Annotated in this window: 18 protein-coding genes; 10 read left to right on the forward strand and 8 right to left on the reverse strand. The window is 73.4% G+C overall.

Features of this window, described 5'->3' with window-relative positions; genetic code table 11:
• Positions 1-44: 44 nt before the first annotated feature.
• Together ppc and ACE3UN_RS11850 are read left to right on the forward strand one after the other, a co-directional pair.
• Positions 45-2,885, forward strand: a complete 2,841-nt coding sequence (gene ppc, locus ACE3UN_RS11845; protein ID WP_374675152.1) for a phosphoenolpyruvate carboxylase — start codon at positions 45-47, stop codon at positions 2,883-2,885.
• A 126-nt stretch (positions 2,886-3,011) separates the two neighbouring features.
• Positions 3,012-4,034, forward strand: a complete 1,023-nt coding sequence (locus ACE3UN_RS11850) for a PAS domain-containing protein (RefSeq protein ID WP_374675153.1) — start codon at positions 3,012-3,014, stop codon at positions 4,032-4,034.
• Positions 4,035-4,040: 6 nt separating this feature from the next.
• On the opposite strand, the gene ACE3UN_RS11855 is transcribed toward ACE3UN_RS11850, so the two are convergent.
• From ACE3UN_RS11855 to ACE3UN_RS11865, 3 genes are all read right to left on the reverse strand, one after another.
• Positions 4,041-6,905, reverse strand: a complete 2,865-nt coding sequence (locus ACE3UN_RS11855; protein ID WP_374675154.1) for an EAL domain-containing protein — start codon at positions 6,903-6,905, stop codon at positions 4,041-4,043.
• A 164-nt stretch (positions 6,906-7,069) separates the two neighbouring features.
• Positions 7,070-7,867, reverse strand: a complete 798-nt coding sequence (locus tag ACE3UN_RS11860; protein ID WP_374675155.1) for a LytR/AlgR family response regulator transcription factor — start codon at positions 7,865-7,867, stop codon at positions 7,070-7,072.
• Positions 7,868-7,886: 19 nt separating this feature from the next.
• A complete protein-coding gene (locus ACE3UN_RS11865; protein ID WP_374675156.1) occupies positions 7,887-8,957 on the reverse strand; it encodes a sensor histidine kinase in 1,071 nt (356 codons plus the stop codon).
• Positions 8,958-9,041: 84 nt separating this feature from the next.
• Here ACE3UN_RS11865 and argH point away from each other — a divergent pair, with 84 nt between their 5' ends.
• Positions 9,042-10,481: an argininosuccinate lyase gene (gene argH, locus ACE3UN_RS11870; protein ID WP_374675157.1), complete on the forward strand. Its 1,440-nt coding sequence runs from the start codon at positions 9,042-9,044 to the stop codon at positions 10,479-10,481.
• Between the two features lie 35 nt (positions 10,482-10,516).
• On the opposite strand, the gene ACE3UN_RS11875 is transcribed toward argH, so the two are convergent.
• The 3 genes from ACE3UN_RS11875 to ACE3UN_RS11885 form a co-directional block, all read right to left on the reverse strand.
• Positions 10,517-11,695, reverse strand: a complete 1,179-nt coding sequence (locus ACE3UN_RS11875; protein WP_374675158.1) for a DUF5666 domain-containing protein — start codon at positions 11,693-11,695, stop codon at positions 10,517-10,519.
• Positions 11,692-12,567, reverse strand: a complete 876-nt coding sequence (locus ACE3UN_RS11880; protein WP_374675159.1) for a DUF6502 family protein — start codon at positions 12,565-12,567, stop codon at positions 11,692-11,694. Before ACE3UN_RS11880 ends, ACE3UN_RS11875 begins: the two co-directional genes overlap by 4 nt.
• A gap of 89 nt (positions 12,568-12,656) precedes the next feature.
• Positions 12,657-13,898 (reverse strand): DUF5666 domain-containing protein, encoded by a 1,242-nt coding sequence (locus ACE3UN_RS11885; protein WP_374675160.1) that lies wholly within the window; start codon positions 13,896-13,898, stop codon positions 12,657-12,659.
• Positions 13,899-14,134: 236 nt separating this feature from the next.
• Between ACE3UN_RS11885 and ACE3UN_RS11890 the strand changes: the two genes are divergently transcribed.
• The 3 genes from ACE3UN_RS11890 to ACE3UN_RS11900 all read left to right on the forward strand — a co-directional run bounded on the left by ACE3UN_RS11890 (position 14,135) and on the right by ACE3UN_RS11900 (position 16,875).
• On the forward strand, positions 14,135-15,409 hold the full coding sequence (locus ACE3UN_RS11890) for a DNA polymerase IV (RefSeq protein WP_374675184.1): 1,275 nt from the start codon (positions 14,135-14,137) through the stop codon (positions 15,407-15,409).
• Positions 15,410-15,509: 100 nt separating this feature from the next.
• Positions 15,510-16,430 carry a DUF3034 family protein gene (locus tag ACE3UN_RS11895; RefSeq protein WP_374675161.1) on the forward strand — a complete coding sequence of 307 codons (921 nt, stop codon included), beginning with the start codon at positions 15,510-15,512 and terminating at the stop codon, positions 16,428-16,430.
• 1 nt (position 16,431) lies between these two features.
• Positions 16,432-16,875, forward strand: a complete 444-nt coding sequence (locus tag ACE3UN_RS11900) for a group 1 truncated hemoglobin (RefSeq protein ID WP_374675162.1) — start codon at positions 16,432-16,434, stop codon at positions 16,873-16,875.
• Between the two features lie 47 nt (positions 16,876-16,922).
• Here the strand turns inward: ACE3UN_RS11900 and ACE3UN_RS11905 are convergent, their stop codons facing one another.
• Complete coding sequence (locus tag ACE3UN_RS11905; protein ID WP_374675163.1) at positions 16,923-17,333, reverse strand: YbaN family protein; 411 nt, start codon at positions 17,331-17,333, stop codon at positions 16,923-16,925.
• Positions 17,334-17,497: 164 nt separating this feature from the next.
• On the opposite strand from ACE3UN_RS11905, the gene ACE3UN_RS11910 reads away from it, so the two are divergent.
• From ACE3UN_RS11910 to flhB, 4 genes are all read left to right on the forward strand, one after another.
• Positions 17,498-18,001, forward strand: coding sequence for a hemerythrin domain-containing protein (locus ACE3UN_RS11910; RefSeq protein WP_374675164.1), 504 nt, complete (start codon positions 17,498-17,500; stop codon positions 17,999-18,001).
• Positions 18,002-18,729: 728 nt separating this feature from the next.
• Complete coding sequence (locus ACE3UN_RS11915; protein ID WP_374675165.1) at positions 18,730-19,692, forward strand: LysR substrate-binding domain-containing protein; 963 nt, start codon at positions 18,730-18,732, stop codon at positions 19,690-19,692.
• Between the two features lie 112 nt (positions 19,693-19,804).
• The gene (locus ACE3UN_RS11920) at positions 19,805-20,959 is read left to right on the forward strand and encodes an L-lactate dehydrogenase (RefSeq protein WP_374675166.1); all 1,155 of its coding nucleotides are present in this window, start codon (positions 19,805-19,807) and stop codon (positions 20,957-20,959) included.
• Positions 20,960-21,039: 80 nt separating this feature from the next.
• Positions 21,040-22,197: a flagellar biosynthesis protein FlhB gene (flhB, locus tag ACE3UN_RS11925; RefSeq protein ID WP_374675167.1), complete on the forward strand. Its 1,158-nt coding sequence runs from the start codon at positions 21,040-21,042 to the stop codon at positions 22,195-22,197.
• A 21-nt stretch (positions 22,198-22,218) separates the two neighbouring features.
• On the opposite strand, the gene ACE3UN_RS11930 is transcribed toward flhB, so the two are convergent.
• Positions 22,219-23,928, reverse strand: a complete 1,710-nt coding sequence (locus ACE3UN_RS11930) for an alkaline phosphatase (RefSeq protein ID WP_374675168.1) — start codon at positions 23,926-23,928, stop codon at positions 22,219-22,221.
• Between the last annotated feature and the right edge of the window lie 182 nt (positions 23,929-24,110).

Consider the following 24,110-nt stretch of genomic DNA (forward strand, 5'->3'; position numbering starts at 1 on the left):
CCGCCACATCGTTTGGTAACTCGGTTACTTCGCAGGAGCTTTCCATGCCTCGCGCCAACCCCCCCGCCAGCGCCACGCCCCGCCGCCCCGCCGTTCGCCGCACCACCCAGGAGAAGTCGGCCGTGCTGATCGACGCTGCCGAGAAGAACCGGCCCCTGGTGGAGGACATCCGGTTACTTGGAAGAATTCTGGGCGACGTGATCCGCGAGCAGGAGGGGCGCCAGGCCTTCGAGCTGATCGAGCGGGTGCGCCAGCTCAGCGTGGGCTACCGGCTGAAGAAGGACGCCTCCGCGGGGCGCGTGCTGGACCGCCTGCTGAAGAACCTGTCGGCCGACCAGACGGTGAGCGTGATCCGCGCGTTCAGCTACTTCTCCCACCTGGCCAACATCGCCGAGGACCGCCACCACGTGCGGCGCCGCCAGCACCACGAGGCGGCGGGCCACCAGCAGGAGGGCTCCCTGGCCCACTGCTTCGAGCGCCTGGCACGCGCCGACCACCGGGCCGCCGACATCGCCGCGCTGCTGGACCGCGCCTACATCTCGCCCGTGCTCACCGCCCACCCCACCGAGGTGCAGCGGGCCAGCATCCTGGATGCCGAGCGCAGCATCGCCCGGCTCATCGCCGAGCGCGACGAGCTGCGCAGCGAACGCGACCTGCAGGAGAACGAGCAGCTGATCCGCGCCCGCGTCACCCAGCTGTGGCAGACCCGCATGCTGCGCACCGCCAAGCTCACGGTGGCCGACGAGATCGAGAACGCGCTGTCGTACTACCCGGCCACCTTCCTGCGCCAGGTGCCCCGCATGTACCGAGAGATCGAGCGCGCCCTGCCCGGCCACGCCGTGCCGCCGTTCTTCCGCATGGGCCACTGGATCGGCGGCGACCGCGACGGCAACCCCTTCGTCACCGCCGCCACCCTGCGCCTGGCCATGTCGCGCCAGGGCGAGACCATCCTGCGCCACTACCTCACCGAGGTGCACTCGCTCGGCGCGGAGCTGTCCATGTCGGCCATGCTGGCCCCGGTGACGCCGGCCATGCAGGCCCTGGCCGAGCGCTCGCCCGACCGCAACCCCCACCGCGAGGACGAGCCCTACCGCCGCGCGCTCATCGGCGTCTACGCGCGCCTGGCCGCCACGCTGCACGCGCTGACCGGCACCGAGGCGCTGCGCCATGCCGTGGCCCCGCAGGACCCGTACGACAGCGCCGAGGCCTTCGCGGCCGACCTGTCGGTGATCGAGCAATCGCTGCGCTCGCACCATGCCGACTCGCTGGTGGGCCCGCGCCTGGCGCCGCTGCAGCGTGCGGTGCAGGTGTTCGGCTTCCACCTGGCCACGCTGGACCTGCGCCAGAGCAGCGACCAGCACGAGGCCGTCGTGGCCGAGCTGCTGCGCGTGGCGCGCATCGAGCCCGACTACGCCGCCTTGCCCGAGGACGAGCGGCGCGCCCTGCTGCTGCGCCTGCTGGACGACGCCCGCCCCTTGCGCGTGCGCAACGCGGGCTACTCGCCGCTGGCCACCAGCGAGCTGGAGATCTTCGAGACCGCGCGCGAGATGCGGCAACGCTTCGGCGCCGCGGCCATCCGCCACCACATCATCTCGCACACCGAGGACGTGAGCGACCTGCTGGAGGTGCTGCTGCTGCAGAAGGAGGCCGGCCTGGTCCACGGCACGCTGGGCGACGGCGCGCGCGCCGAGCTCATCGTGGTGCCGCTGTTCGAGACCATCGCCGACCTGCGCAACGCCGTGCGCATCATGCGCGAGTTCTACGCGCTGCCCGGCATCACCGCCCTGGTGGCGCGCGGCGGCGGCGAGCAGGACGTGATGCTCGGCTACTCCGACAGCAACAAGGACGGCGGCTTCTTCACCAGCAACTGGGAGCTCTACCGCGCCGAGATCGCGCTGGTCGAGATGTTCGACGCGCTGGAGCCCGAGCATGGCATCCGGCTGCGCCTGTTCCACGGCCGCGGCGGCACCGTGGGCCGCGGCGGCGGCCCCAGCTACCAGGCCATCCTGGCCCAGCCGCCCGGCACCGTGAAGGGCCAGATCCGCCTGACCGAGCAGGGCGAGGTGATCGCCTCCAAGTACGCCCACCCCGAGATCGGCCGGCGCAACCTGGAGACGCTGGTGGCCGCCACGCTGGAGGCCAGCCTGCTGCACCCCACCAAGGCGCCGCCGCGCGCGTTCCTGGAGGCCGCCCAGGCGCTGAGCCAGGCCAGCATGGCCGCATACCGCGAGCTGGTCTACGGCATGCCCGGCTTCACCGACTACTTCTTCGCCGCCACGCCCATCCGCGAGATCGCCGAGCTGAACATCGGCTCACGGCCGGCCTCGCGCAAGGCCACGCGCGCGATCGAGGACCTGCGTGCCATCCCGTGGAGCTTCTCCTGGGGCCAGTGCCGCGTCGCCCTGCCCGGCTGGTGCGGCTTCGGCAGCGCCGTGGCCGCCTTCCTGGACGGCGGCGACCGCGACGCCCGCCTGGAGCTGCTGCAGCGCATGCACCGCCAGTGGCCCTTCTTCCGCACGCTGCTGTCCAACCTCGACATGGTGCTGGCCAAGAGCGACGTGCGCATCGCGGCGCGCTACGTGGAGCTGGTGGAGGACAAGCGCCTGGGCAAGCGCATCTTCACCGCCATCAAGGCGGAGTGGGAGCGCACCCACGAGGCGTTGGCCCTCATCACCGGCGAGGCCGACCGCCTGCAGAGCAACCCCGCGCTGGCCCGCTCCATCGAGCACCGCTTCCCCTACCTGGACCCGCTCAACCACCTGCAGGTGGAGCTGATGCGCCGCTACCGCAAGCGCAAGGACGGCGACCCGGCCAACGAGCGCCTGCAGCGCGGCATCCACCTGTCCATCAACGGCATCGCGGCGGGCCTGCGCAACACGGGGTGAGCGCAGCCCGCGCCGCACCGCGAACGTCGGATTGACATCCGTCAAGCCCGGCGTCACGCTGGCCCCGTTCAATGCGGCACCCGCCCCGCCGCCTCGGGACCGTGCAGCCCTGCCGCAGATCGTGCCATGCCCGGATCGCCTTCCCCCGTCGCCCAGCGCCACGCCCTGACCAGCGCCCTCCAGATCGGCCTGGTCTACCTGGCCGTGGGCGCCCTGTGGATCTGGCTGTCCGACGCCGCCGTGGCGGGCCTGTCCGACGACCCTGCCTGGCGCGAGGCGGCGCAGCGCTACAAGGGCCTGGTCTACATCCTGGTCACCACGCTGGGCCTGATGTACCTGGTGCACCGCAGCCACCGGCAGCTGATCGATGCCCAGGAGCGCGCCGCACGCACGGAGCTGCGCGTGGCCGACCTGTTCGAGCGGCACCCGCAGCCGATGTGGCTGCAGGACGCGGAGACGGCCCGCTTCCTGCGCGTGAACGACGCGGCGGTGAAGGCGTACGGCTACAGCCGCGAGGAGCTGCTCTGCATGGCCACGCGGGACATCTGGCCCGAGGCCGACGTGCCGTCCCATCCCGGCGAGTTCGACACGCCGACGCTGGGCGCCCTGGCGCGCGGTGTCAGCCGGCATCGCACGAAGGATGGGCGCCTCTTGCTCGCCCGGCTCACCGAGCACCCGCTTGACTTCAACGGCCGGGCCGCGCTCCTGGTGATGGCCGAGGACGTCACGCAGGAGGGCCTGCTCGTCCAGGCCCTGCGGCATCAGCTGCAGGCGCAGCAGCAGGTCAAGCAGTGCCTGGGCGTCGTGCTCTGGGTCGGCACCCCGGACCGCAGGCAGCTGAGCCATGTCAGCACGTCCCTGCTGGAGCTCGCGGGGTGCCCGCCGGCTCAGCTGATGGCGGACCCCGCCTCGTGGCGCCGCCTGATCCACCCGGACGACCGGGCCCGCGTGCCCGCCCTGCTGGCCGAGGTCGACCGCCACGCGGACGCGCCGGCAACGGCCCTGCGCTGGGAGTACCGCATCGTGCGCCCCGACGGCGGCGTCCGGTGGGTGGAAGACCGCCGCTGCGAGCGGCACGACGACTCGGGGCGCCTCACCCTGGTGGGCGGGATGTGGCGGGACATCACGGACCGCCGGGGCCCGGGCTGAGGGCGGTCAGGCGTCGACCAGCTGCTCGCCGCGCAGCCGCCGCCCGATGTGCTCGGCCGGCCCGGGGCGTGCGAACAGGTAGCCCTGCAGGGCATCGCAGCCGTAGGCCTCGAGCGCCACCTTCTGCGCCGGGGTCTCCACCCCTTCGGCGATCACGCCCAGCCCCAGGCTGCGCGCCATGCCGATGATCGTTCGGATGATGACCGCATCGCTGCGCTGCGTGTGCATCTGGTGGACGAAGGCCCGATCGATCTTCAGGTAGTCCACGGGCAGCCGGCTCAGGTAGGACAGCGAGGAATGTCCGGTGCCGAAGTCGTCGATCGCCATGCGCACGCCCATCGCGCGCAGCGCCTGCATCTTGCCGATCACCTCGTCCACGCGCGTCAGCAGCGTGCTTTCGGTGAGCTCCAGCACGAGCCCGTGCGCCTGCGCGCCGGCCCGGCGCAGCGCGCCGCACACGCCGTCGACGAAGTCGTCGCGCTGGAACTGGCGGGCGCTCACGTTCACGGCCACGCTGAAGGGCGCGGCGCCGGCGCCCGATTGCCAGGCCGCGAGGTCGCGGCACGCTCGGTCCAGCACCCAGTCGCCGATCTGCACGATCAGGTCCGACTCCTCGGCCACGTGGATGAAGGCCGCCGGAGGCACGAGCCCCTCGCCCTGGTGCGCCCAACGCACCAGCGCCTCGGCCCCCACCATGGCGCCGGACGTGTCGAACTGCGGCTGGTAGTGCAGGCGGAGCTCGTCATGGGCCACGGCGTGCCGCAGGTCCGCGGCCAGCTGCACATGCGCCTCCACCTCCGCCTGCCGGGCCGGGTCGAAGAAGCGGATCGCGTTGCGTCCGGCGCGCTTGGCCTCGTACATGGCCAGGTCGGCGCGCTTGAGCAGGTCGTCCACCGTCTGCGTCGCCTCCCCCGTGAGCAGGCTCACGCCGATGCTCGCCGTGACACGCCATTCGAAGCCCTCGAGCCCGACCGGGACCTCGACCGTGTCGCGGATCTTCTCCGCCACCGTCTCCGCGTCCATGGCGGCGTGGGCGGCGTCGCCGCTCAGGTCGTTGAGCAGCACCACGAACTCGTCGCCCCCCTGGCGCGCCACCGTGTCGGACGCCCGCACGCAGGCCTGCAAGCGGCGGGCGATCTCCTTCAGCAGTCGGTCCCCCATCTCGTGGCCCTTCAGGTCGTTCAGGGCCTTGAACTTGTCGAGGTCGATGAACAGCAGGGCCGCGCACATCCCGTGCCGGCGCCCGGCGTGGATGGACTGTGTCAGGCGGTCCATGAGCAAGCGGCGATTCGGCAGGCCCGTCAGGGCGTCGTAGAAGGCCAGGTTGTGGATGGTCTCGTCGGCACGCTTCTTCTCGGTGATGTCCGAGAACACGGCGACGTAGTTCGTGAGCGTGCCCTGCTCGTCCATCACGGCCGTGATGCTCAGCCACTCGGGGTACACCTCGCCGCCCTTGCGGCGGTTCCAGATCTCGCCCTGCCAGCGCCGCTCCTGCTGCAGGGCGGCCCACATGGCCTGGTAGAACTCCGGCCCGTGGCGGCCCGACTTCAACAGGGCCGCGGTGGTGGACCCCACCGCCTCCTCCTGGGAGAAGCCGGTGATGCGGCAGAAGGCCGGATTGACCTGCAGGATGCGCTGTGTGGCGTCGGTGATGACCACCGCCTCGAGGGAATCGAAGGCGATGGCGGCGATGCGCTGACGGGCATCGGCGCGCCGGCGCTCCGTCACGTCGCGCGCCATCATCACCAGGCCAGCGTCCCGGCCGTCGGGGTCGAGCGTGCGCACGTCGACCTCGACCCAGCGCTCGTGCGCGCCGTTCTGCAGATGCCACAGTGCCTGGGCCCCGTGCGGGTGCCGGCGCGCACGCTCCAGCAGGGCGTCCACCTCGGCGGGCGGAGCCCCGTGGCGCACCAGCGCGCAGGCCAGCGACACGCCCACCGCCGGCGCGTCGTCGGCGCTGATGATGCGCCGGTAGGCGTCGTTGACCCAGTCCACCTGACCCGCGCGGTCGGTGAGCGCCACGGCGCTCTCCGTGCGATTGGCCACCATGGCCAGGCGGGCGAGCTCGCGCGACTGGCCACGCAGCCGGCGGTACTGCTCGCGCAGCGTCTGGGTGGTCGGCTCGATGATGATGAACGCCACCCCGAGCAGCACCAGCATCACGGTGAAGGAGGACAGCTTGATCAGGTGCGCATGCTGCTGCAGCCGTTGCTCGGTCGCCCGGTGCACCAGGGCGGCGAGGCCGTCCGTGGCGGTCAAGGCCGGCCCGGCGGCCTGCAGCACCTGCGTCACGCGCTCGGGCACCGGCGAGTCGCCTCCCATCACGGTGAGGTGGAGCACCTCCTGCGCCGCGATGGACAGGCGCGCCCATTCGTGGCGCCACTGCGCCCGGTGGTCCGCCACCTGCTGCGCGAGCTCCTGGCGGTACCAGACGGTGGAGTCGAGTTCCTTCTGGAGCGCCAGCGAGCGCGCTGCCTCCTCGCGCAGCACGGCGGCCAGCTCGTCGACCGCCTGCCTGTCTGCGCCGCGATGCCCCACCAGGGCCGCCAGCCGCACCAGGTCCTGGCCGGCGCTGCGCTGCAGGCCGAGGGCCTCCGTGATGCGCGACTCGGTGTGCTGTGCGCGTTGCCACTGCACGGCATTCCAGGCCTGGACACCGGCGTAGCAGCCGGCCACGGCGAGGATGATGTACATGGCCGTGCGCACGCGCACATGCACCGGCGGACCGCTCAGGTGGAGCGCACGATCGTGCTGGCTCAGCGCCTGGTTGGCCAGGCGCACGCTGACGTGCAGGACGAGCGAGATGACCGCCGCCGCGAGGATGGCCGACGCCAGCAACTCCTGGCTTCCGGCCCAGGGCGCGAAACTCATGAAGGCCCTTGTCTGTCGTGCCACGCCCTGCGCCGGGCGGGCGTGTCAGGCAGCGCTTGTGCCGCCGCGATGCGCCGATTGTCCCGGGTGTCCGTCACCACCGAAGCGCCGAACAGGTCCGGCGCAGGGCGGCAATTCGTGCCGGCCCGGCGCCGGCCACCCGCTCAGCGGCCGCCCGCCAGCACCTCGCGCACCTGCGCCAGCTGGCGGCGCGACACCGGCAGCCACGCGCCGGCAGGGTCCACCTGCACGGCCCAGGCTTCACCCGCCTCCTCGGCCTCGTCACCGGGCAGCACGCGGCGCTCCAGGGCCCGCACCGCGGACTTGGCCACCACCACGCTGCGGTGGATGCGCAAGGCCGCGTCGCCCAGGCGCTGTTCCAGGTCGGTGAGCGCGTCGTCCAGCACGTAGCGGTGCCGGGTCGTGACCAGCGTCACGTACTTCATCTCGGCCTTCAGGTACACCACCTCGGCCACCGGGATGCGCAGCACCCGCCCCCGGTCGCTCACCACCAGCGTGGGCTGCTCGGCGGGCACCGGCGCGGCCACGGGCGCCACAGGGCGGCCCAGGCGCTGCGCCACGCGGCCCAGCGCCTCCTGCAGGCGCGGCCGGCGGACCGGCTTGGTGAGGTAGTCCACCGCCTCCACCTCGAAGGCCTGCAGCGCGTGCTCGGCGTGCGCGGTCACCAGCACGACGGCGGGCGCCGGCCCGCCGCTGGCGGCCTGCTCCTTCAGCCGCCGCGCCAGCGCCATGCCGTCCATGCCGGGCATGTGGATGTCCAGCAGCACCGCGTCGACGTCGGCATGGCGCGCCAGGGCGTGCAGGGCCTCGGCGGCGCTGCCGGCCTCGTCCACCACCTCGGCGGCCGGCTGCACGCAGTCGGCCAGCAGGCCGCGCAGGCGCAGCCGGGCCAGGGGCTCGTCGTCGACGATGAGCACACGCAGGCGGGGGGAGGTGGGCATGGCCGGAGAGTCGGTCGAGTCAGGCGCCACCGTTGGCCGGGATGCCGATGCTCACGCGGTAGCGCCCGTCCTCCGTGAGTCCACTGCGGAAATCGGCATCCAGGTCGTGCATGAGCCGCAGGCGCTCGCGCACGCTGGCGATGCCGATGCCGTGGCCCGGCCGGCCGGGGCCGCCGGCCACCGTGTTGGTCACCGAGATCAGCACGCGCTCACGGCGGCGCGTGGTGCGGATCTCGATGCGGCCGCCCTGGTCCGCCGGCTCCACGCCGTGGCGCACGGCGTTCTCGATCAGCGGCTGCAGCGCCAGCGGCGGCAGCCGCGCGGCGTTGGCGTTCGGGTCCAGGTCCCATGCCACGTCGAGGCGGCGGCCGAAGCGCAGCTGCTCGATGGCGAGGTATCGGCGCGACAGCTCGATCTCGTCGCCCACGGTGGTGGCCTGGTCCAGGCCCCCGAGCGCGGCGCGGAACAGGTCGGCCAGGTCCTCCAGCACCTCCTCGGCGCGGCGCGGGTCGATCTGCACCAGGGTGATCGCGGTGTTCAGCGTGTTGAAGAGGAAGTGCGGCCGGATGCGGGTCTGGAGGTCGGCCAGGCGTGCCGCGGCGGCGGCCGGCAGCCGCGCCCGCTCGCGCCAGCGTTCGCTCTGGAACACCAGCGCGGCCAGCATGGCGCCCGCCAGCGCCGGGGCCAGCAGCGACGCGCCTTCCGACGGGGCCATGCCCACCGCCGCCATGGGCCACCAGACCGCCAATGCACACACGGCGCCCACGGCACCGGCGGCCAGCGGCTGCACCCCCCGGCCCAGCCGGGCCAGGGCGTGGCGGCCGGCGCAGGCGGCCAGCAGCCACAGCAGGGTGGCCGGCACCGCCACGGTGGTGGCCGCCGACACGCTGGCCAGCCAGGCCCGCCAGGACGCGGCCCCGAACAGCGCCCCGGTGGCCAGCACGGCCACCACCAGCAGCAGCGCGCGCAGCAGCGGCCCCGTGCCGCACAGCGGCAGCGGTTCCGGCCGCGTGGGGTCGGGCGCGGTGACGGCCTCGCGCAGGTCGTCGAACAGGGTGCTGGTGCCGGAGTCGTGGGGCAGGCGCTTCACAGCCTGCCATTCTGTGCGATGCCGGGCAGCGGCCACCTAGAATTCGCGTTTCCCCTGACCTGCCCCCACTGCCCCGAGGCCCGCGTGAGCAACAACCAACTCGACAAGAAATCCCAGGCCTGGTCGGCCCTGTTCTCCGAGCCCATGGGCGAGCTGGTCAAGCGCTACACGGCCAGCGTGTTCTTCGACAAGCGCCTGTGGCGCGCGGACATCGACGGCAGCCTGGCCCACGCCGCCATGCTGGCCCGCCAGGGCATCATCGGCGCGCAGGACCTGGCCGACATCGAGCGCGGCATGGCCCAGATCCGCGGCGAGATCGAGCGCGGCGAGTTCGTCTGGAAGGACGAGCTGGAGGACGTGCACCTGAACATCGAGGCGCGCCTCACGCAGCTGGTGGGCGACGCGGGCAAGCGGCTGCACACCGGCCGCTCGCGCAACGACCAGGTCGCCACCGACGTGCGGCTGTGGCTGCGCAGCGAGATCGACACGCTCGCGCCGCTGCTGGCCGACATGCAGCGCGCGCTGCTGGCGGTGGCGGCCGACCACACCGAGACGGTGATGCCCGGCTTCACCCACATGCAGGTGGCGCAGCCGGTGAGCTTCGCGCACCACCTGCTGGCGTATGTGGAGATGTTCGCGCGCGACGCCGAGCGCCTGGCCGACGTGCGCAAGCGCGTGAACCGCCTGCCGCTGGGATCGGCCGCGCTGGCCGGCACCAGCTACCCGCTGGACCGCGACTGGGTGGCCGAGCGCCTGGGCTTCGACGGCGTGTGCCAGAACAGCCTGGACGCCGTGAGCGACCGCGACTTCGCCATCGAGTTCACCGCCTTCGCCACGCTGGTGATGGTGCACGTCTCGCGCCTGGCCGAGGAGATCGTGCTGTGGATGAGCCAGAACTTCGGCTTCATCGACCTCTCCGACCGCTACTGCACCGGCTCGTCGATCATGCCGCAGAAGCGCAACCCCGACGTGGCCGAGCTGGCCCGCGGCAAGAGCGGGCGCGTGGTGGGCCACCTGATGGGCCTGATCACCCTGATGAAGGGCCAGCCGCTCACCTACAACAAGGACAACCAGGAAGACAAGGAGCCGCTGTTCGACACCGTGGACACGGTGAAGGACACGCTGCGCATCATGGCCGAGATGGTGGGCGGCGAGGTGGACGCCGCCACCGGCGAGCGCAGCGGCGGCCTGAAGGTGAAGGCCGCGGCCATGCGCGCCGCCGCCAGCCGAGGCTACGCCACGGCCACCGACCTGGCCGACTACCTGGTGAAGAAGGGCCTGCCCTTCCGCGACGCGCACGAGGTGGTGGCCCATGCGGTGAAGGCCGCGCTGGGCCTGGGCGTGGACCTGTCCGAGCTGCCGCTGGCCACGCTGCAGGGCTTCCACCCCGCCGTGGCGGAGGACGTGTTCGGCGTGCTCAGCCTGGACGGCTCGCTGAACGCGCGCAACCTGGTGGGCGGCACCGCGCCGGCGCAGGCGCGGGCGCAGATCGAGCGCCACCTGGCGCGGCTCGCCGCGGCCTGACGCGCCCCGGCCCGGGGCCGCAGCCCCGGCCGGCCTCAGTCCTCGAAGTCGATTTCCTCGGCGACCACCACGGTGCCGCTGCCGTCCAGGCGGCCGTGCACCTCCACCTCGACGCCGTTGGCCAGGTCCGCCGCGGTGCCGTCCTTGAAATCGGCCTGGGCGTAGTCCACCGTCAGCCCGCGCAGCACGAAGGTGCGTGCCACCGTGTCCAGGCCGCTGATGGCGCCGTGCAGCTCGACCTCGCGGCCGTCGTCGTCGCCGCCGTCGTCGCCGGAGCCTTTGACCTCCACTTGATCGGCCACGAGCACGCCGCCGCGGTAGTGGCCCTCCACCTCCACCCGCACGCCGGCGGCCACGGTGGCGCCGGCGGGTTCCACCCGGGCCGCCGAGGCATCGACGCGCACGCCGGCCACCGTGAAGCTGGCCAGGGAGGTGTAGCTCGCGACCACGCTCTCGATCTCCACCTCGGCGCCGTCCGGCGGCAGCGCCACGCCGTCGTCGAAGCGGGTCACCACCCAGCGGCCCTGGGCGTCGGTGGCGGTCTGCAGCGTCAGGCGCACGGTCTGGCCATTGGCCAGGCCGGCGGGCTGCACGCCCTGGGCCCAGGTGAAGGTGGCGCCGCCGATGCGCAGCATGCGCGCCGCCAGGTCCAGCCCGGCCACCACCCCGCGCAGCTTGAAGTCGGACGGCGACGGATCGGGCTCCACGCGCTGGGCGGCGTAGGCGCCCGTCACGGGGTCGAGGATGGCGTACACCTCGACCGTGCTGCCCACCGCCACGGCGCCCAGGCCGCCGGCGAGCGCCTCGTCGAACGCGGTGGCCGCGGTCACCCGCACGGTCTGGCCCAGCACGGTGAGCGTGCCCGCCACCGCATCCTTGGCGGCGACGCGGCCGCGCAGGTCACTCGTCACCTGCACATCGGTGGCCACGGCGCTCAGGCTCACCGGGTCGATGGCGCCGCCGTCCACGCGCACCGTCATGCCCAGGCGCAGGTCGGCCGACGTGAGCGTGCCCCCGTCCTCGTCCACGATGCGCGCGCTGCGCTCGTCGTAGCGCACCCCGTTGACGATGATGGAGCCGAAGCCGCCGATGGGACCTTCGCTGTAGCTGACCGAACCGGTGCCCTGGCCTTCCACGCCGCCGCCACAGGCGTGCAGCAGCAAGGCGGTGGCGGCCGCCAGGGCGGCCAGGGCGGGACGAAGACGCAGGCTCATCGGGTGTCTCCCGGGGCAGGCGGCTCGGGGGGAGCCGCCGGGTCCGGCTGGTGGTAGCTGTACAGGCCGATCAGCACCCGCTCGCGCGGCGGCGTGTCGTCGGCCGGGGGGCGGGCATCGCCGGCCTCGATGAGGCGTTCCAGCGCCGGCACGAGGCTGTCGAAGGTCTGGCGCCATTGGGCCGCGATGAGCTGACGCACCGCTGGCAGCGCATCGGCCGGGACGCCGCTGGCGACGATGGCCTGCTCGAAATGCTGCCGGCCGTCGCCCAGCACGTTGGCCACCGCGCCGGCCAGGTGGCCACCGACATTCGCGCCCAGGATGCGCAGCGCGCGCGGCAGGTCGCCCTTGGGCACCAGCGCATCGCGCACGGGCAGCACCTGCTCGCCCTGCGCGTCGAGCGTGGCGTAGCCCAGGCGTTCCATCTCGGCCAGCAGGCTGCGCGGGTGCACGTCGCTGGTCACCTCGCGCGCCAGGGTCTCGAAGCTGGGCCGCGGGCCCTGCCGGGGCAGCGCCGCGGGCAGGCCGGCCACGTCACGGTACAGCGGGTCGGTGAGCCAGTGCGCGTACACCTCCCCCGCCAGCGAACGCCGCGGGCGGGCCTGCTCCAGGTGGGCGTTGACCAGCCGGGTCACCTCGCGCCGGTTGATGCCGGTGGCCGTGCTGATGCGGCTGACCTGCCGGTGCGGCAGGCCGCCGGGGCTGGCCTCGCGGGCGGCCTGCACGAAGGCGGTCTTGAGCCGCTCCTCCACCTCGCCGAAGTGGACACCCCGGCCCACCGCCAGCCGCGCCAGCGGCGCCAGCAAGGCGTTCACCGCTTCCAGCACGGCTTGCTGGTCGGGCGGCAGGGCGGGATCGTCGGTGGGTGGCATGCGGCGAAGATCGAGCAGGGCGGCGCGCAAATGTGCACATCGCCCACGCACATGGTACCTGCTCGGCGCGGCATGCGCCGAGCGCCGGCTCAGTCGTCCTCGGCCGACACGCGCGTCGCTTCCAGCACCGTGCCGTCGGCGGAGAGGTTGCCCTTGACCTCCACCTGCAGGCCGTCGGCCAGCTGCGCTTCACTCAGGTCGCGCCACACCGTGCCGTCGCTGTAGCGCACGGTCAAGCCGCGCAGGCTGAACTGGCGGGCGGCCGTGTCCAGGCCCGTGACGGTGCCGTGCAGCTCGTAGTCCTCGCCGCGCTCGTGTTCGTCCTCGTCGTCCTCGTCCTCCAGGTGCACCTGGGAGGCGATGAGCACGCCGTTCTCGATGCGGCCCTCCACCTCCACCAGGGCACCCAGCACCACGCCGGCCGGGCCCTCGCGGAAGGTGGCGCTGCGGGCGTCCACGTGCAGGCCGTCCACGCTGAAGGCCGTGGCGCTGGTCCAGGCGGTGATCCGGCCCGTGACCTCGGCCTCGGCATGGTCGCCGTCGTCCAGCCCGCTGCGGCCGCCCTGCACGCGGGTGGCCAGCCAGGCGCCGTCCACCGGCGTGGTCTGCAGGCGCAGCTTCACGCGGGCGCCGTTCGCCAGGGCGGTGTCCAGGCGCGTGGCGTCGTCGTAGCGGATCAGCGCCTCGCCGATGCGGAACGTGCGGGCGGCCGTGTCCAGCGCCTGCAGCTCGCCGCGCAGGCGGTAGGCGCTGGTGCTGTCCTCGGCCTCGATGCGGGTGGCCACGACGGCGGCTTGTGCGGCGTCGTACTGGCCGTGCACCTCCACCAGCGCGTCCAACGCCACGCCGGCCAGCCCGCCGGCCAGGCTGTCGTCGAACACCGTGCGCGGGGTGACCATCACCGCCTGCCCGAGCACCGTCAGCCGCCCGGCGGCGACGTCCACGGACTCCACCGGCCCCTTGATCTCGCTGCCGAAGCGGATGAGCGTGGCCACGCCGGTGCCGGCGACACGGTCGATGGACGAGGCGACCACCTCGACCTGAACGCCGAGCCGGAGGTCGTCGGCGCCGTGGCGCACGCCGTCGTCGTCCTCCACCGTGGCGGCGCTGTCGTCGAAGCGCACGCCGTTGACGATGACGGAGCCGAAGCCGGTGATGGCGCCGGCGGTGTAGGAGGTGGTGGCGGCCACCGGCGGGTCGGTGGCGTCGCCGCCGCCGCCGCCGCAGGCGGCCAGGGCGGCCAGCAGGCCGGCCGCGAGCGGCAGGCGCCAGGGGCGCACACGACGCGCGGCCCCGGCGTCCGCGCTGTGAAGAAGAGGCAGGAAGGACATGGGGGTTCCTTGAAAGAGGTGCTGGATGGGAGACAGCTGTCCCTCGACCGTGCCGGGTGTCGGGCAAGCAGGCACCGATGACTCGGCGCGCCGCCAGTATAAATGTGCATTTGGCCCATTCGCAAGCAGCTTCACCGAAGGCGGCGCCCGCGCCCGCGCACCACTGATAATCCATACAGCCTCCTGCCGCGCCTGTTCCCGTGCGCCCACCCCGCCGCCTCATCGCCCACCTCGACATGGACGCCTTCTATGCGTCCGTCGAGCTGCTGCGTTACCCCGAGCTGCGCGGGCTGCCGGTGGTCATCGGGGGCGGGCGTCGCCACCAGCCCGAGCAGCTGCCCGACGGCACGCGGCGCTTCTCGCGCCTGCGCGACTACGCGGGACGGGGCGTGGTCACCACCTCCACCTACGAGGCCCGTGACCTGGGCGTCTTCTCGGCCATGGGCACCATGAAGGCCGCGGCCCTGGCGCCCGACGCGGTGCTGCTGCCCGTGGACTTCGAGCGCTACCGCGCGTACTCGCGCCGGTTCAAGGCCGCCGTGGCGGAGGTGGCGCCCGTCATCGAGGACCGCGGCATCGACGAGATCTACATCGACCTCACCGAGGTGCCCGGCGCGCAGGACGCGGTGGGACACGACCCGCTGGGCGGCGTGCGGGCGCTCGCGCTGGAGATCAAGAACAACGTCCAGCGGGCCACCGGCGGCCTCACCTGCTCGATCGGCGTCACGCCCAACAAGCTGCTGTCCAAGCTCGCCTCTGAGCTCGACAAGCCCGACGGCCTGACGGTGCTCACCATGGACGACCTGCCCACCCGCATCTGGCCGCTGGCCGCGCGCAAGGTCAACGGCATCGGGCCCAAGGCCGCCGCACGGCTGGCGGCGCTGGGCGTGCACACGGTAGGCGACATCGCCCGCTGCGAGCGCGCCTGGCTCATCGAGCACTTCGGCCGCAGCTACGGCGGCTGGCTGAACGACGCCGCCTGGGGCCGCGACGACCGGCCGCTGTCCACCCACAGCGAGCCGGTCTCGGTGAGCAACGAGACCACCTTCGACCGCGACCTGCACGCCGTGCGCGACCGCGCCCAGCTGGGCGGCATCTTCACCGGGCTGTGCGAGCGCCTGGCGGCCGATCTCGCCCGCAAGGGCGTGCTGGGCCAGACCATCGGCATCAAGCTGCGCTTCGACGACTTCAAGACCGCCACGCGCGACCTGACGCTGCCCGAGCCCACCGCCGACGCGGCCGTCATCCGCCGCGCCGCCGGCGAATGCCTCAAGCGCGTGGACCTGAGCCGGCGCCTGCGCCTGCTGGGCGTGCGCGCCAGCAAGCTCATGACGCCTGGCGAGTGGGCGGCGCGCCAGCAGCGCGCGGCGGAGCTGGCCGACCAGCGGGCGTCGCGCCGCCGTGGCGCCTCGCCCGCGGTGCCGCCCGCGGCGCAGGAGCCGCGGGCGTCCTATGACCTGCCGCTGTTCGGCCCCGACACGCCCGAAGCCGACGGAACCCCGTCGTCGTGACACCTGTCACGCCAGGCGGCCGCGCGCGCTGCAGTGGCGTGCCCGCGGCGCCGACATCCCGAGGTCATCCGTCGCCTGCTGGCCACGCCGCCACGCCACCATGCCCCTGTCCTCCCGCGCCGCCCTGGCCACCCTGGTGGCCTGCACCGTGTGTTCATCCGCCGCCGCCCAGGCCACCGCCGGCCTGCGGCCCGGCCAGGGCAAGCTGCGGCTCACGGGCGGCGTGAGCAGCATCGACGGCGCGGCCGGTGGCGGGCTCACCCCCTGGGCGGTGATCGGCAGCCACGCCACCGCCGGCGAGGTGGGTGCCACCACGCACCTCACGCGGGTGGTGACGCCCGACTACGCCCTGAACACCGCCGGCATCACGGTGGGCCTGGACGACCGGGTGGAGCTGTCCCTGGCGCACCAGGATTTCGCCACCGGCCCCACCGGTGCCGCGCTGGGCCTGCCCGGCCTGCGCCTGAAGCAGGACATCCTCGGCCTGAAATGGCGTGTCGCCGGCGAGGCCGTGCTCGACAGCGACACCTGGATGCCCCAGCTCGCCCTGGGCGCGCTGGCCAAGCGCACCGACGCGGGTGGCCTGGCGCCCACCCTGCGCGCGCTGGGCGCCGACACGGGGGGCGTGGACCTGTACCTCAGCGCCACCAAGCTGCTGCTGGCGCAGGGCCTGCTGGCCAATGGCACGCTGCGCCTGACGCGGGCCAACCAGAACGGCCTGCTGGGCTTCGGCGGCACGGCGCACGACGGCTGGCGCCTGCAGCCGGAGGTCTCGCTCGCGTGGCTGCTGCGCAAGGACCTGGCGCTGGGCCTGGAGTACCGCGCCAAGCCCGACAACCTGAACCCTTCCGCGCTGGGCGCCGGCCTGAAGGAGGACGACTGGGCCGACGTCTTCGTGGCCTGGGCGCCCACCAAGCACCTGTCGGTCACCCTGGCCTGGGTCGACCTGGGCGCCATCGTGCCCGCCGTGGTGCCCCGCCGCCAGACCGGCGCCTATCTCTCGCTGCAACTCGGGGTCTGACATGCCGCTGCCCGTCCTGCGCCACCTGGGCGCGAGCGTCCTGCTGGCCCTCCCGCTGTGCGCCGTGGCCGCCCCCGCCCCGGCCGACGACCGCCTCTACCAGCAGCTGGGTGCCCAGCCCGGCGTGGCGGCCCTGGTGGACGACTTCGTGCAGCGGCTGCTGGCCGACACGCGCATGAAGCCGTTCTTCGCCGACGCCGACCTGCCGCAGCTGCGCAAGGGCCTGGCCGCCCAGTTCTGCCAGGTGGCCGGCGGGCCCTGCGTCTACGACGGCCCCGACATGAAGAAGGCCCACAGCGGCCTGGACATCGACCGCGCGGCGTTCAACGCGCTGGTGGAGGTGCTGCAGCAGACGCTGGACGCACGCGGCCTGCCCTTCACCGTGCAGAACCGCCTGCTGGCGACGCTGGCGCCCCTGCACCGCGAGATCGTCAACGTGCCGTGACGGCGCGGTGAACGGGCGCTCGGCGCCCGGCGCCCGGCGCCCGGCGATCAGCGCGAGGGTAGCCGCCACAGCCACGCCGCCACCGCGGCACAACACAGCGCCGGCACCCAGCGCCAGCCGGACGAGATCGTCCACGCGGCCCAGGCGCTGCTGCCGGCCATCATCACCGTGGCCAGGCGCTTGGCGCCCAGCGGCACCGCATGGTGGTCGCGCCAGTTGCGCACCATGGGGCCCCAGCGCGGGTGGTGCAGCAGCCAGTGCTCCCAGCGCCGGCTGCCGCGCGCGAAGCAGAACGCCGCCAGCAGGATGAACGGCGTGGTGGGCAGCAGCGGCAACGCCACGCCCACCAGGCCCAGCACCAGCGCCATGCCGCCGGCCACCAACCAGACGGGGCGCATCCAGCGCGAGCGGGACACGCCGGATTCGGGCTCGTCGTCGGCAGGGGCGGATGGGCGCATCGGGGCCATTGTGCCGATCCTGGCGATCCGGCCGCTCCGGCGGCCGCGCCGGCCGGGCTTGAGCCAGCGCAAGGCGCCCGGCCGCGGGCCGCGCGGCGGCGGCCCGGCGCGGGACAATCGGCGCCATCCCTTGCCAGCCGGCGCCCTGGGGCGCCCCGACCGCCATGCCCAGCCTCACCTGGTCCGCCGAACTCGCGCTCGACCACCCGCAGATGGACACCACCCACCAGGAGTTCGTGGAGCTGCTGGCCGCCACCGAGCACGCCCTGGCGGCCTCGCCCGAGGCCGGCCTGCAGGCCTACGAGGCGCTGGTGGCCCACACCGTGGCGCACTTCGGCCAGGAGGACCGCTGGATGGCCGCCACCGGCTTCGCCAGCGGCAACTGCCACGGCACCCAGCATGCGCAGGTGCTGCAGATCATGCAGGAGGTGGCCCGTCTCGCACGCGAACAGCAGGACTTCGGCCCTCTGGGCCGTGTGATGCCCGAGCTGGCGGCCTGGTTCCGCGTACACGCCCAGACCATGGACGCGGCGCTCGCCACCCACCTGGACCAGCTCGGCTTCGACCCCGCCACGGGCGCATGCCGCCGCACGGTGGCCGCCGAGTCCATCACCGGCTGCGGCGGCGCCAGCTGTTCGCCCGCGGCGCCGGAGCACACGGCCGCCTGAGCCTGTCCAGAGCCCGTGTAGGCCCCGGCCCTTGGACAAGCTCAGAGCGCCCGGCTGAGCGGAGCGCCGTTCGGCCTGAGCCTGTCGAAGGCCCTCATTGCCCCGGCCCTTCGACAAGCTCAGGGCGAACGGATGAGCAGGCCCGTTCGGCCTGAGCCTGTCGAAGGCTCTCTTTGCCGGGCCCTTCGACAAGCTCGGGGCGAACGGATGAGCGGGCCCGTTCGGCCTCAGCCTGTCGAAGGCTCTCTTTGCCGAGCCCTTCGACAAGCTCGGGGCGAACGGATGAGCGGGCCCGTTCGGCCTGAGCCTGTCGAAGGCCCTCCCTCGCCCCGGCCCTTCGACAAGCTCAGGGCGAACGGATGAGCGGGCCCGTTCGGCCCGAGCCTGTCGAAGGCCCTCCCTCGCCCCGGCCCTTCGACAAGCTCAGGGCGAACGGATGAGCAGGCCCGTCCGGCCTGAGCCTGTCGAAGGCTCTCTTTGCCGAGCCCTTCGACAAGCTCGGGGCGAACGGATGAGCGGGCCCGTTCGGCCTGAGCCTGTCGAAGGCTCTCTTTGCCGAGCCCTTCGACAAGCTCGGGGCGAACGGATGAGCGGGCCCGTTCGGCCTGAGCCTGTCGAAGGCCCCACCCGCTCCAGCCCTTCGACAAGCTCAGGGCGAACGGATCGGTGTGCCCCTCGGCCTGCGCCCGTCGAAGACCTCGCGGCGGCAACCCGCTAGAGTGGCCGCCATGCCGCCACCCGCCGACCTGCGCCTGCCCTCGCTCGACGCCCTGCTCGCCTTCGAGGCCGCGGCGCGGCTGGGCACCTTCGAGCGCGCGGCCGACGAGCTGGCCGTGACCGCCAGTGCGGTGGGCAAGCGCATCGGGGCGCTGGAGGAGCGGCTGGGCGTCGCCCTGTTCCAGCGCGGCGCCAAGGCGCTGGCCCTGTCACCGGCCGGCAAGGAATACCTGCCCGCCGTGCGCCAGGCGCTGGACCAGCTGGCGGCCATTCCGCTGCACCAGCGGGCCAGCCAGCGCCGCACGCGGCTGCGCATCACCGCGCCGCCCACCTTCGCGCGCCAGGTGCTGGTGCCGGCCCTGCCCGCCTTCACCCGCGCCCACCCCGGCATCGAGCTGGAGGTGGTGCTGTCCGTGCCCTTCCTCGACCTGGCGGGCGCGGAGGCCGAGATCGCCGTGCGCCACGGGCCGCTCGGCGAGCCGGGCATGGCGCCGCTGTGGTGCGACGACCTCCTGCCGCTGGCCCACCCCGGCCTGCTCGCGCAGGCGCCCCGCCCACCCCGCCACCCGGCCGAGCTGCTGGCGCTGCCGCTGCTGCGCACGCCGGTGGACCCATGGTCGCCCTGGCTGCGGGCCCAGGGCCTGGACGCCGCCGAGCCCGACAGCGGCCCGCGCCTGGTGGACCTGGGCCTGGTGCTGGAGGCCGCACGCACCGCGCAGGGCGTGGCCCTCGCCCGGCCGGCACTGGCGCGGCAGATGCTGTCGACCGGCGAGCTGGTGCCCGCGCTGGGCCCCGGTCGCACGCCGTCGGTGCCCGCCCCCACCGCCTACCACCTGGTGCTGTCGCCCGGGGCCGGCGCCGCCGCCGACGCCTGCGCCGCCTGGCTGCGCGATGCCGGTGCCGCGGCCGCCGCCGAGGGCCGCGCTCTGGCCGGGCTGGTGCCCCCAGCGGACGACCTGTCCGCTGTGGCATGACACCGCCGGACGACACTTCCGCCCTGGCCTGAGTATTTCTCCGCCTGGGCGGCCGTGCCCGCCCCTAGCATCGTCGGCCAGTCCCCAGAAGCCACTCCGCGAAAGACCGCCCATGACCGTCATCACCAGCATCGAGGACCTGCGCCGCCTGGCCCAGGCCCGCGTGCCGCGCATGTTCTACGACTACGCCGATTCCGGCTCGTGGACGGAGAGCACCTACCGCGCGAACGAGAGTGATTTCGCCGCCATCAAGCTGCGCCAGCGCGTGGCGGTGAACATGGAGGGCCGCAGCACGGCCACCACCATGGTGGGCGAGCAGGTGGCCATGCCGGTAGCCATCGCGCCCACCGGGCTGACGGGCATGCAGCACGCCGACGGCGAGATCCTGGCCGCGCGCGCGGCGGAGAAGTTCGGCGTGCCCTTCACCCTGTCCACCATGAGCATCTGCTCCATCGAGGACGTGGCGGCGCACACGGCCAAGCCCTTCTGGTTCCAGCTGTACGTGATGCGCGACCGCGACTTCATCGAGCGCCTGATCGACCGCGCCAAGGCCGCGAAGTGCTCGGCGCTGATGCTCACGCTGGACCTGCAGATCCTGGGCCAGCGCCACAAGGACATCAAGAACGGCCTGTCGGCGCCGCCCAAGCCCACGCTGGCCAACCTCGTCAACCTGGCCACCAAGCCGCGCTGGTGCCTGGGCATGCTGGGCACGAAACGCCGCAGCTTCGGCAACATCGTGGGCCATGCCAAGGGCGTGGGCGACCTGTCCAGCCTGTCGGCCTGGACGCACGAGCAGTTCGACCCGGCCCTGAGCTGGGCCGACGTGGAGTGGATCAAGAAGCGCTGGGGCGGCAAGCTCATCCTCAAGGGCGTGATGGACGCGCAGGACGCCCGCCTCGCGGCCGACAGCGGCGCCGACGCGCTCATCGTCAGCAACCACGGCGGCCGCCAGCTCGACGGCGCGCCCTCGTCCATCGCCGCCCTGCCGGCCATCGCCGAGGCGGTGGGCCAGGACATCGAGGTGTGGATGGACGGCGGCATCCGCTCGGGCCAGGACGTGCTGAAGGCCCGCGCGCTGGGCGCCCGCGGCACGCTGATCGGCCGCGCCTTCCTCTACGGCCTGGGCGCGATGGGCGAGGCGGGCGTGATGACCGCCCTGCAGCTCATCCACAAGGAGCTGGACCTGACCATGGCGTTCTGCGGCCGCACCCGCATCGACGACGTGGACCGCAGCATCCTGCTGCCGGGCACCTACCCCCTGGCCTGACGGCGGGCCGAAGAAGCCGGGCCCCACCCGGCTTTTCCAGGCACCGCCCGGCGGGGTGAGCGGGCAACATGCCCGGCACCATGGCCGATTCCGCCCAGGACCGCAACCTACCCGCCTCAGCGAAGAAGAAGGCGCGTGCCCGCGAGGACGGGCAGGTCCCGCGCTCGCGGGACCTGGGCCACTTCGCCGTGCTGGGCACGGCCGGCGTGCTGCTGATGCTGGGCGCGCGGCCGCTGTCGGGCTGGATGCAGCAGCTGCTGGGCAACGGCCTGCGCTTCGACCACCGCATGGTGGCCGACCCCGCCGCCATGGGCGAGACGCTGTCGCGCCTGGTGGGCCAGGCGCTGCTGGTCATCGTGCCCATGGGGCTGCTGATGGCCGCGGCCGCGCTGATGGCCGCCCTGCTCTCCGGCGGCTGGAACGTGAGCTTCAAGTCCATGCAGCCGGACCTGAACCGCTTCAACCCCATCACCGGCCTGGGCCGCCTGTTCGCCAAGCAGCACCTGATCGACCTGCTGAAGATGTCGGTGCTGGCGCTGCTGGTGGGCGTGGTGGGCGCGGTCTACCTCAAGTCACAGTGGCAGGGCCTCACCCAGCTGCTGGCCATGCCGCTGCCCGAGGGCATCGCCACACTGGCCGCCACCATCGCCTCCGGCTTCGGGCTGATGATGGTCGTGGTGGGCGCCTGGGCCCTGATCGACGTGCCGCTGCAGCGCTGGCTGTGGCTGGAGCGGCTGAAGATGACGGTCGAGGAAGTCAAGCAGGAACACAAGGAGGCCGAGGGCAACGTCGAGGTCAAGGGCAAGATCAAGGCGAAGATGCGCGAGATCGCGCGGCGCCGCATGCTGGCCGCCGTGCCGCAGGCCGACCTGGTGGTGATGAACCCCACCCACTACGCCGTGGCCCTGAAGTACGACGAGGGCAAGATGGGCGCGCCGCGGGTGGTGGCCAAGGGCACCGACCTGCTGGCGCTGAAGATCCGCGACATCGCCCGCGAGGCGCGCGTGCCGGTGCTGCAGGCGCCGCCCCTGGCGCGCGCCCTGCACGCCCACTGCGAGGTGGACCAGGAGGTCCCGGCCGCCTTGTTCGCCGCCGTGGCGCAGGTGCTGGCCTGGGTGTACGCCCTGCGCAAGGCACCGGCCGGCGCGGTGGCCGATCCGCGGGTGCAGGTGCCCGACGAACTCGACCCGCACTCGCCACGCTTCGCCCGCCCGGGCCGGCGGCCGGCCGCGCACTGACCGGCCGCCGTGCCGGGCGCCTCAGGGCGCCAGGCGGGCGCGGCGGCGGCGCGAGGCCGCGCCCGGCGATGGCACCAGGTGCGCCGCGCCGTCGTGCACGGCGAACGCGGCGGCCAGGGTCTGGCGGCCGTCGGGTGCCGCCACCGTCTCCAGCTGCCAGTACTCGCCCACCAGGCGCTCGGGCGTGGCGTCGATGACGAGGTAGCCGCGGCGGTTCAGGTCGATGTACCTGAAGTGCGGGTTCTGGCTGCGCAGGTAGGTGGCCAGGGTGTCGCCCGGGTCGTCCAGGCCCGGCGACGACACCGAGGTGGCGACGAACTCCACCGCCAGCGCGCCCTCGCCCGTGGCGGGGTCGTAGCCGCCGCCGCGCACGTCGGGGTTGTTGGGGTCGCGGGTCAGGTCCGCCGCCCACGCGCTGTGGATGTCGCCCGTGAGCACCACCACGTTGCGCACCGGCCCGCGGCCGTCGCTGCCCTGGATGACGTCGTAGAGCCGATTGCGCGCGGGCTGGTAGCCGTCCCACTGGTCGGGGTTGAGGAACAGGCCCCCACCCTGCGCATTGGGCGCGCCCACCGCCTTGAGCTGCGCGAACATCACGCCCTGGCCCAGCAGCTTCCAGCGCGCGGTCGACTTGCGCAGCTGGCCGGTGATCCACTGCTCGCCGGGTGCCCCCAGGATGCTGCGCGCCGGGTCGAGGTACTCGCCCGCCTGGGCGAAGGCCATGCCGAACGGGGTCGGGATGTCGGCGGTGAGCTGCTCGCTGCGGCCGGTGAGCCGCTCCTCCAGCGTGAACAGGTCCACCAGGTCGCCGAAGGCATAGCGGTGGTTGTCGCGCCGCAGGTCCTTCTTCACCGGGCGCACGGGCATCCACTCGTGGTAGGCCTGCAGGGCGGCCGCCACGCGCGCCGGCCAGGCGCCTTCGCCGTCGGGCTGGTGGTTCTCGGCGCCCGCCACCCAGGCGTTGTTGGCCGTCTCGTGGTCGTCCCAGATGGCGATCAGCGGGTGCTGGCGCAGCATCTCCTGCGAGTCGGGGTCGCCCTTGTACTGGGCATGGCGGCGGCGGTAGTCGTCGAGCGTCACGATCTCGTGCGGCGGCTCGCAGGGCCGGGTGCTGCCGTACTGGCCGTCGGCGTACTCGTAGAGGTAGTCGCCCAGGTGCACCACCGCGTCCAGGTCGGCGCGCTCGGCGATGCGGCGGTAGGCGTTGAAGTAGCCGGCCGCGAAGTTGGAGCAGCTCACCACCGCCAGGCGCAGGTGGTCCAGCGCGCCCACCGGCAGCGTGCGGGTGCGGCCCACCGGCGAGTGCACGCCGCCCACGCTGAAGCGGTAGTAGTACGTGGTACCGGGTTGCAGGCCGGCCGGGTCCACCTTCACCGTCCAGTCCTGCGCGGCATCGGTCACCACGCTGCCGCCCTGCACCGCATCCACCAGTTCGGGATCGCGGGCCACCCGCCAGTCCACGCGCAGCCTGTCCTTGGCCACCTGCGGCGTCACGCGGGTCCAGAGGATCACGCGGTCGGCCAGCGGGTCGCCGCTGGCCACGCCGTGCTGGAACAGCCCGCGCGGCGCGGCGCCGGCGGCCAGCGGGGCCAGCGGGCCGGCGGCCGCCAGGGCCACGGTGGCAGCGCCCGAGCGGGCGAAGAAGCCGCGCCGGCTGGTCAGGCCCGTGGCGCGGCGGGCGGTGGCGTCGGCGGCGGGGCGGGCGGGCGGGGTCTGCTTGGGGCGTCCCATGGGGGCGCCTGCGGGGGTCGTGGAATGGCCGGCAGCGTAGGCCCCGGCCTTGACCGTCTCGTGACCACCCTCCCCTGCCGGACGGCGTGACATCCGCCACGCGCCGGCCCGGCGGCCCACCCGCCCGGCCGCCCGGCGGCGGGATGACGGACGGTTTCCCCCCGCTTTTCCGGCTCAAGTTT

Source organism: Ideonella sp. (assembly GCF_041918995.1).
GTDB lineage: Bacteria > Pseudomonadota > Gammaproteobacteria > Burkholderiales > Burkholderiaceae_C > Ideonella.

Coding starts and splice junctions, on each gene's coding strand:
- ACE3UN_RS11860 (WP_374675155.1), bottom strand. CDS start 7,867: ATGCCCACCTCCCCCCGCCTGCGTGTGCTCATCGTCGACGACGAGCCC.
- ACE3UN_RS11855 (WP_374675154.1), bottom strand. CDS start 6,905: ATGAGTTTCGCGCCCTGGGCCGGAAGCCAGGAGTTGCTGGCGTCGGCC.
- ACE3UN_RS11900 (WP_374675162.1), top strand. CDS start 16,432: ATGCCGCTGCCCGTCCTGCGCCACCTGGGCGCGAGCGTCCTGCTGGCC.
- ACE3UN_RS11880 (WP_374675159.1), bottom strand. CDS start 12,567: ATGCCACCCACCGACGATCCCGCCCTGCCGCCCGACCAGCAAGCCGTG.
- ACE3UN_RS11895 (WP_374675161.1), top strand. CDS start 15,510: ATGCCCCTGTCCTCCCGCGCCGCCCTGGCCACCCTGGTGGCCTGCACC.
- ACE3UN_RS11885 (WP_374675160.1), bottom strand. CDS start 13,898: ATGTCCTTCCTGCCTCTTCTTCACAGCGCGGACGCCGGGGCCGCGCGT.
- ACE3UN_RS11890 (WP_374675184.1), top strand. CDS start 14,135: ATGGACGCCTTCTATGCGTCCGTCGAGCTGCTGCGTTACCCCGAGCTG.
- ACE3UN_RS11915 (WP_374675165.1), top strand. CDS start 18,730: ATGCCGCCACCCGCCGACCTGCGCCTGCCCTCGCTCGACGCCCTGCTC.
- ACE3UN_RS11875 (WP_374675158.1), bottom strand. CDS start 11,695: ATGAGCCTGCGTCTTCGTCCCGCCCTGGCCGCCCTGGCGGCCGCCACC.
- ACE3UN_RS11930 (WP_374675168.1), bottom strand. CDS start 23,928: ATGGGACGCCCCAAGCAGACCCCGCCCGCCCGCCCCGCCGCCGACGCC.
- ppc (WP_374675152.1), top strand. CDS start 45: ATGCCTCGCGCCAACCCCCCCGCCAGCGCCACGCCCCGCCGCCCCGCC.
- flhB (WP_374675167.1), top strand. CDS start 21,040: ATGGCCGATTCCGCCCAGGACCGCAACCTACCCGCCTCAGCGAAGAAG.
- ACE3UN_RS11850 (WP_374675153.1), top strand. CDS start 3,012: ATGCCCGGATCGCCTTCCCCCGTCGCCCAGCGCCACGCCCTGACCAGC.
- ACE3UN_RS11905 (WP_374675163.1), bottom strand. CDS start 17,333: ATGCGCCCATCCGCCCCTGCCGACGACGAGCCCGAATCCGGCGTGTCC.
- ACE3UN_RS11920 (WP_374675166.1), top strand. CDS start 19,805: ATGACCGTCATCACCAGCATCGAGGACCTGCGCCGCCTGGCCCAGGCC.
- ACE3UN_RS11910 (WP_374675164.1), top strand. CDS start 17,498: ATGCCCAGCCTCACCTGGTCCGCCGAACTCGCGCTCGACCACCCGCAG.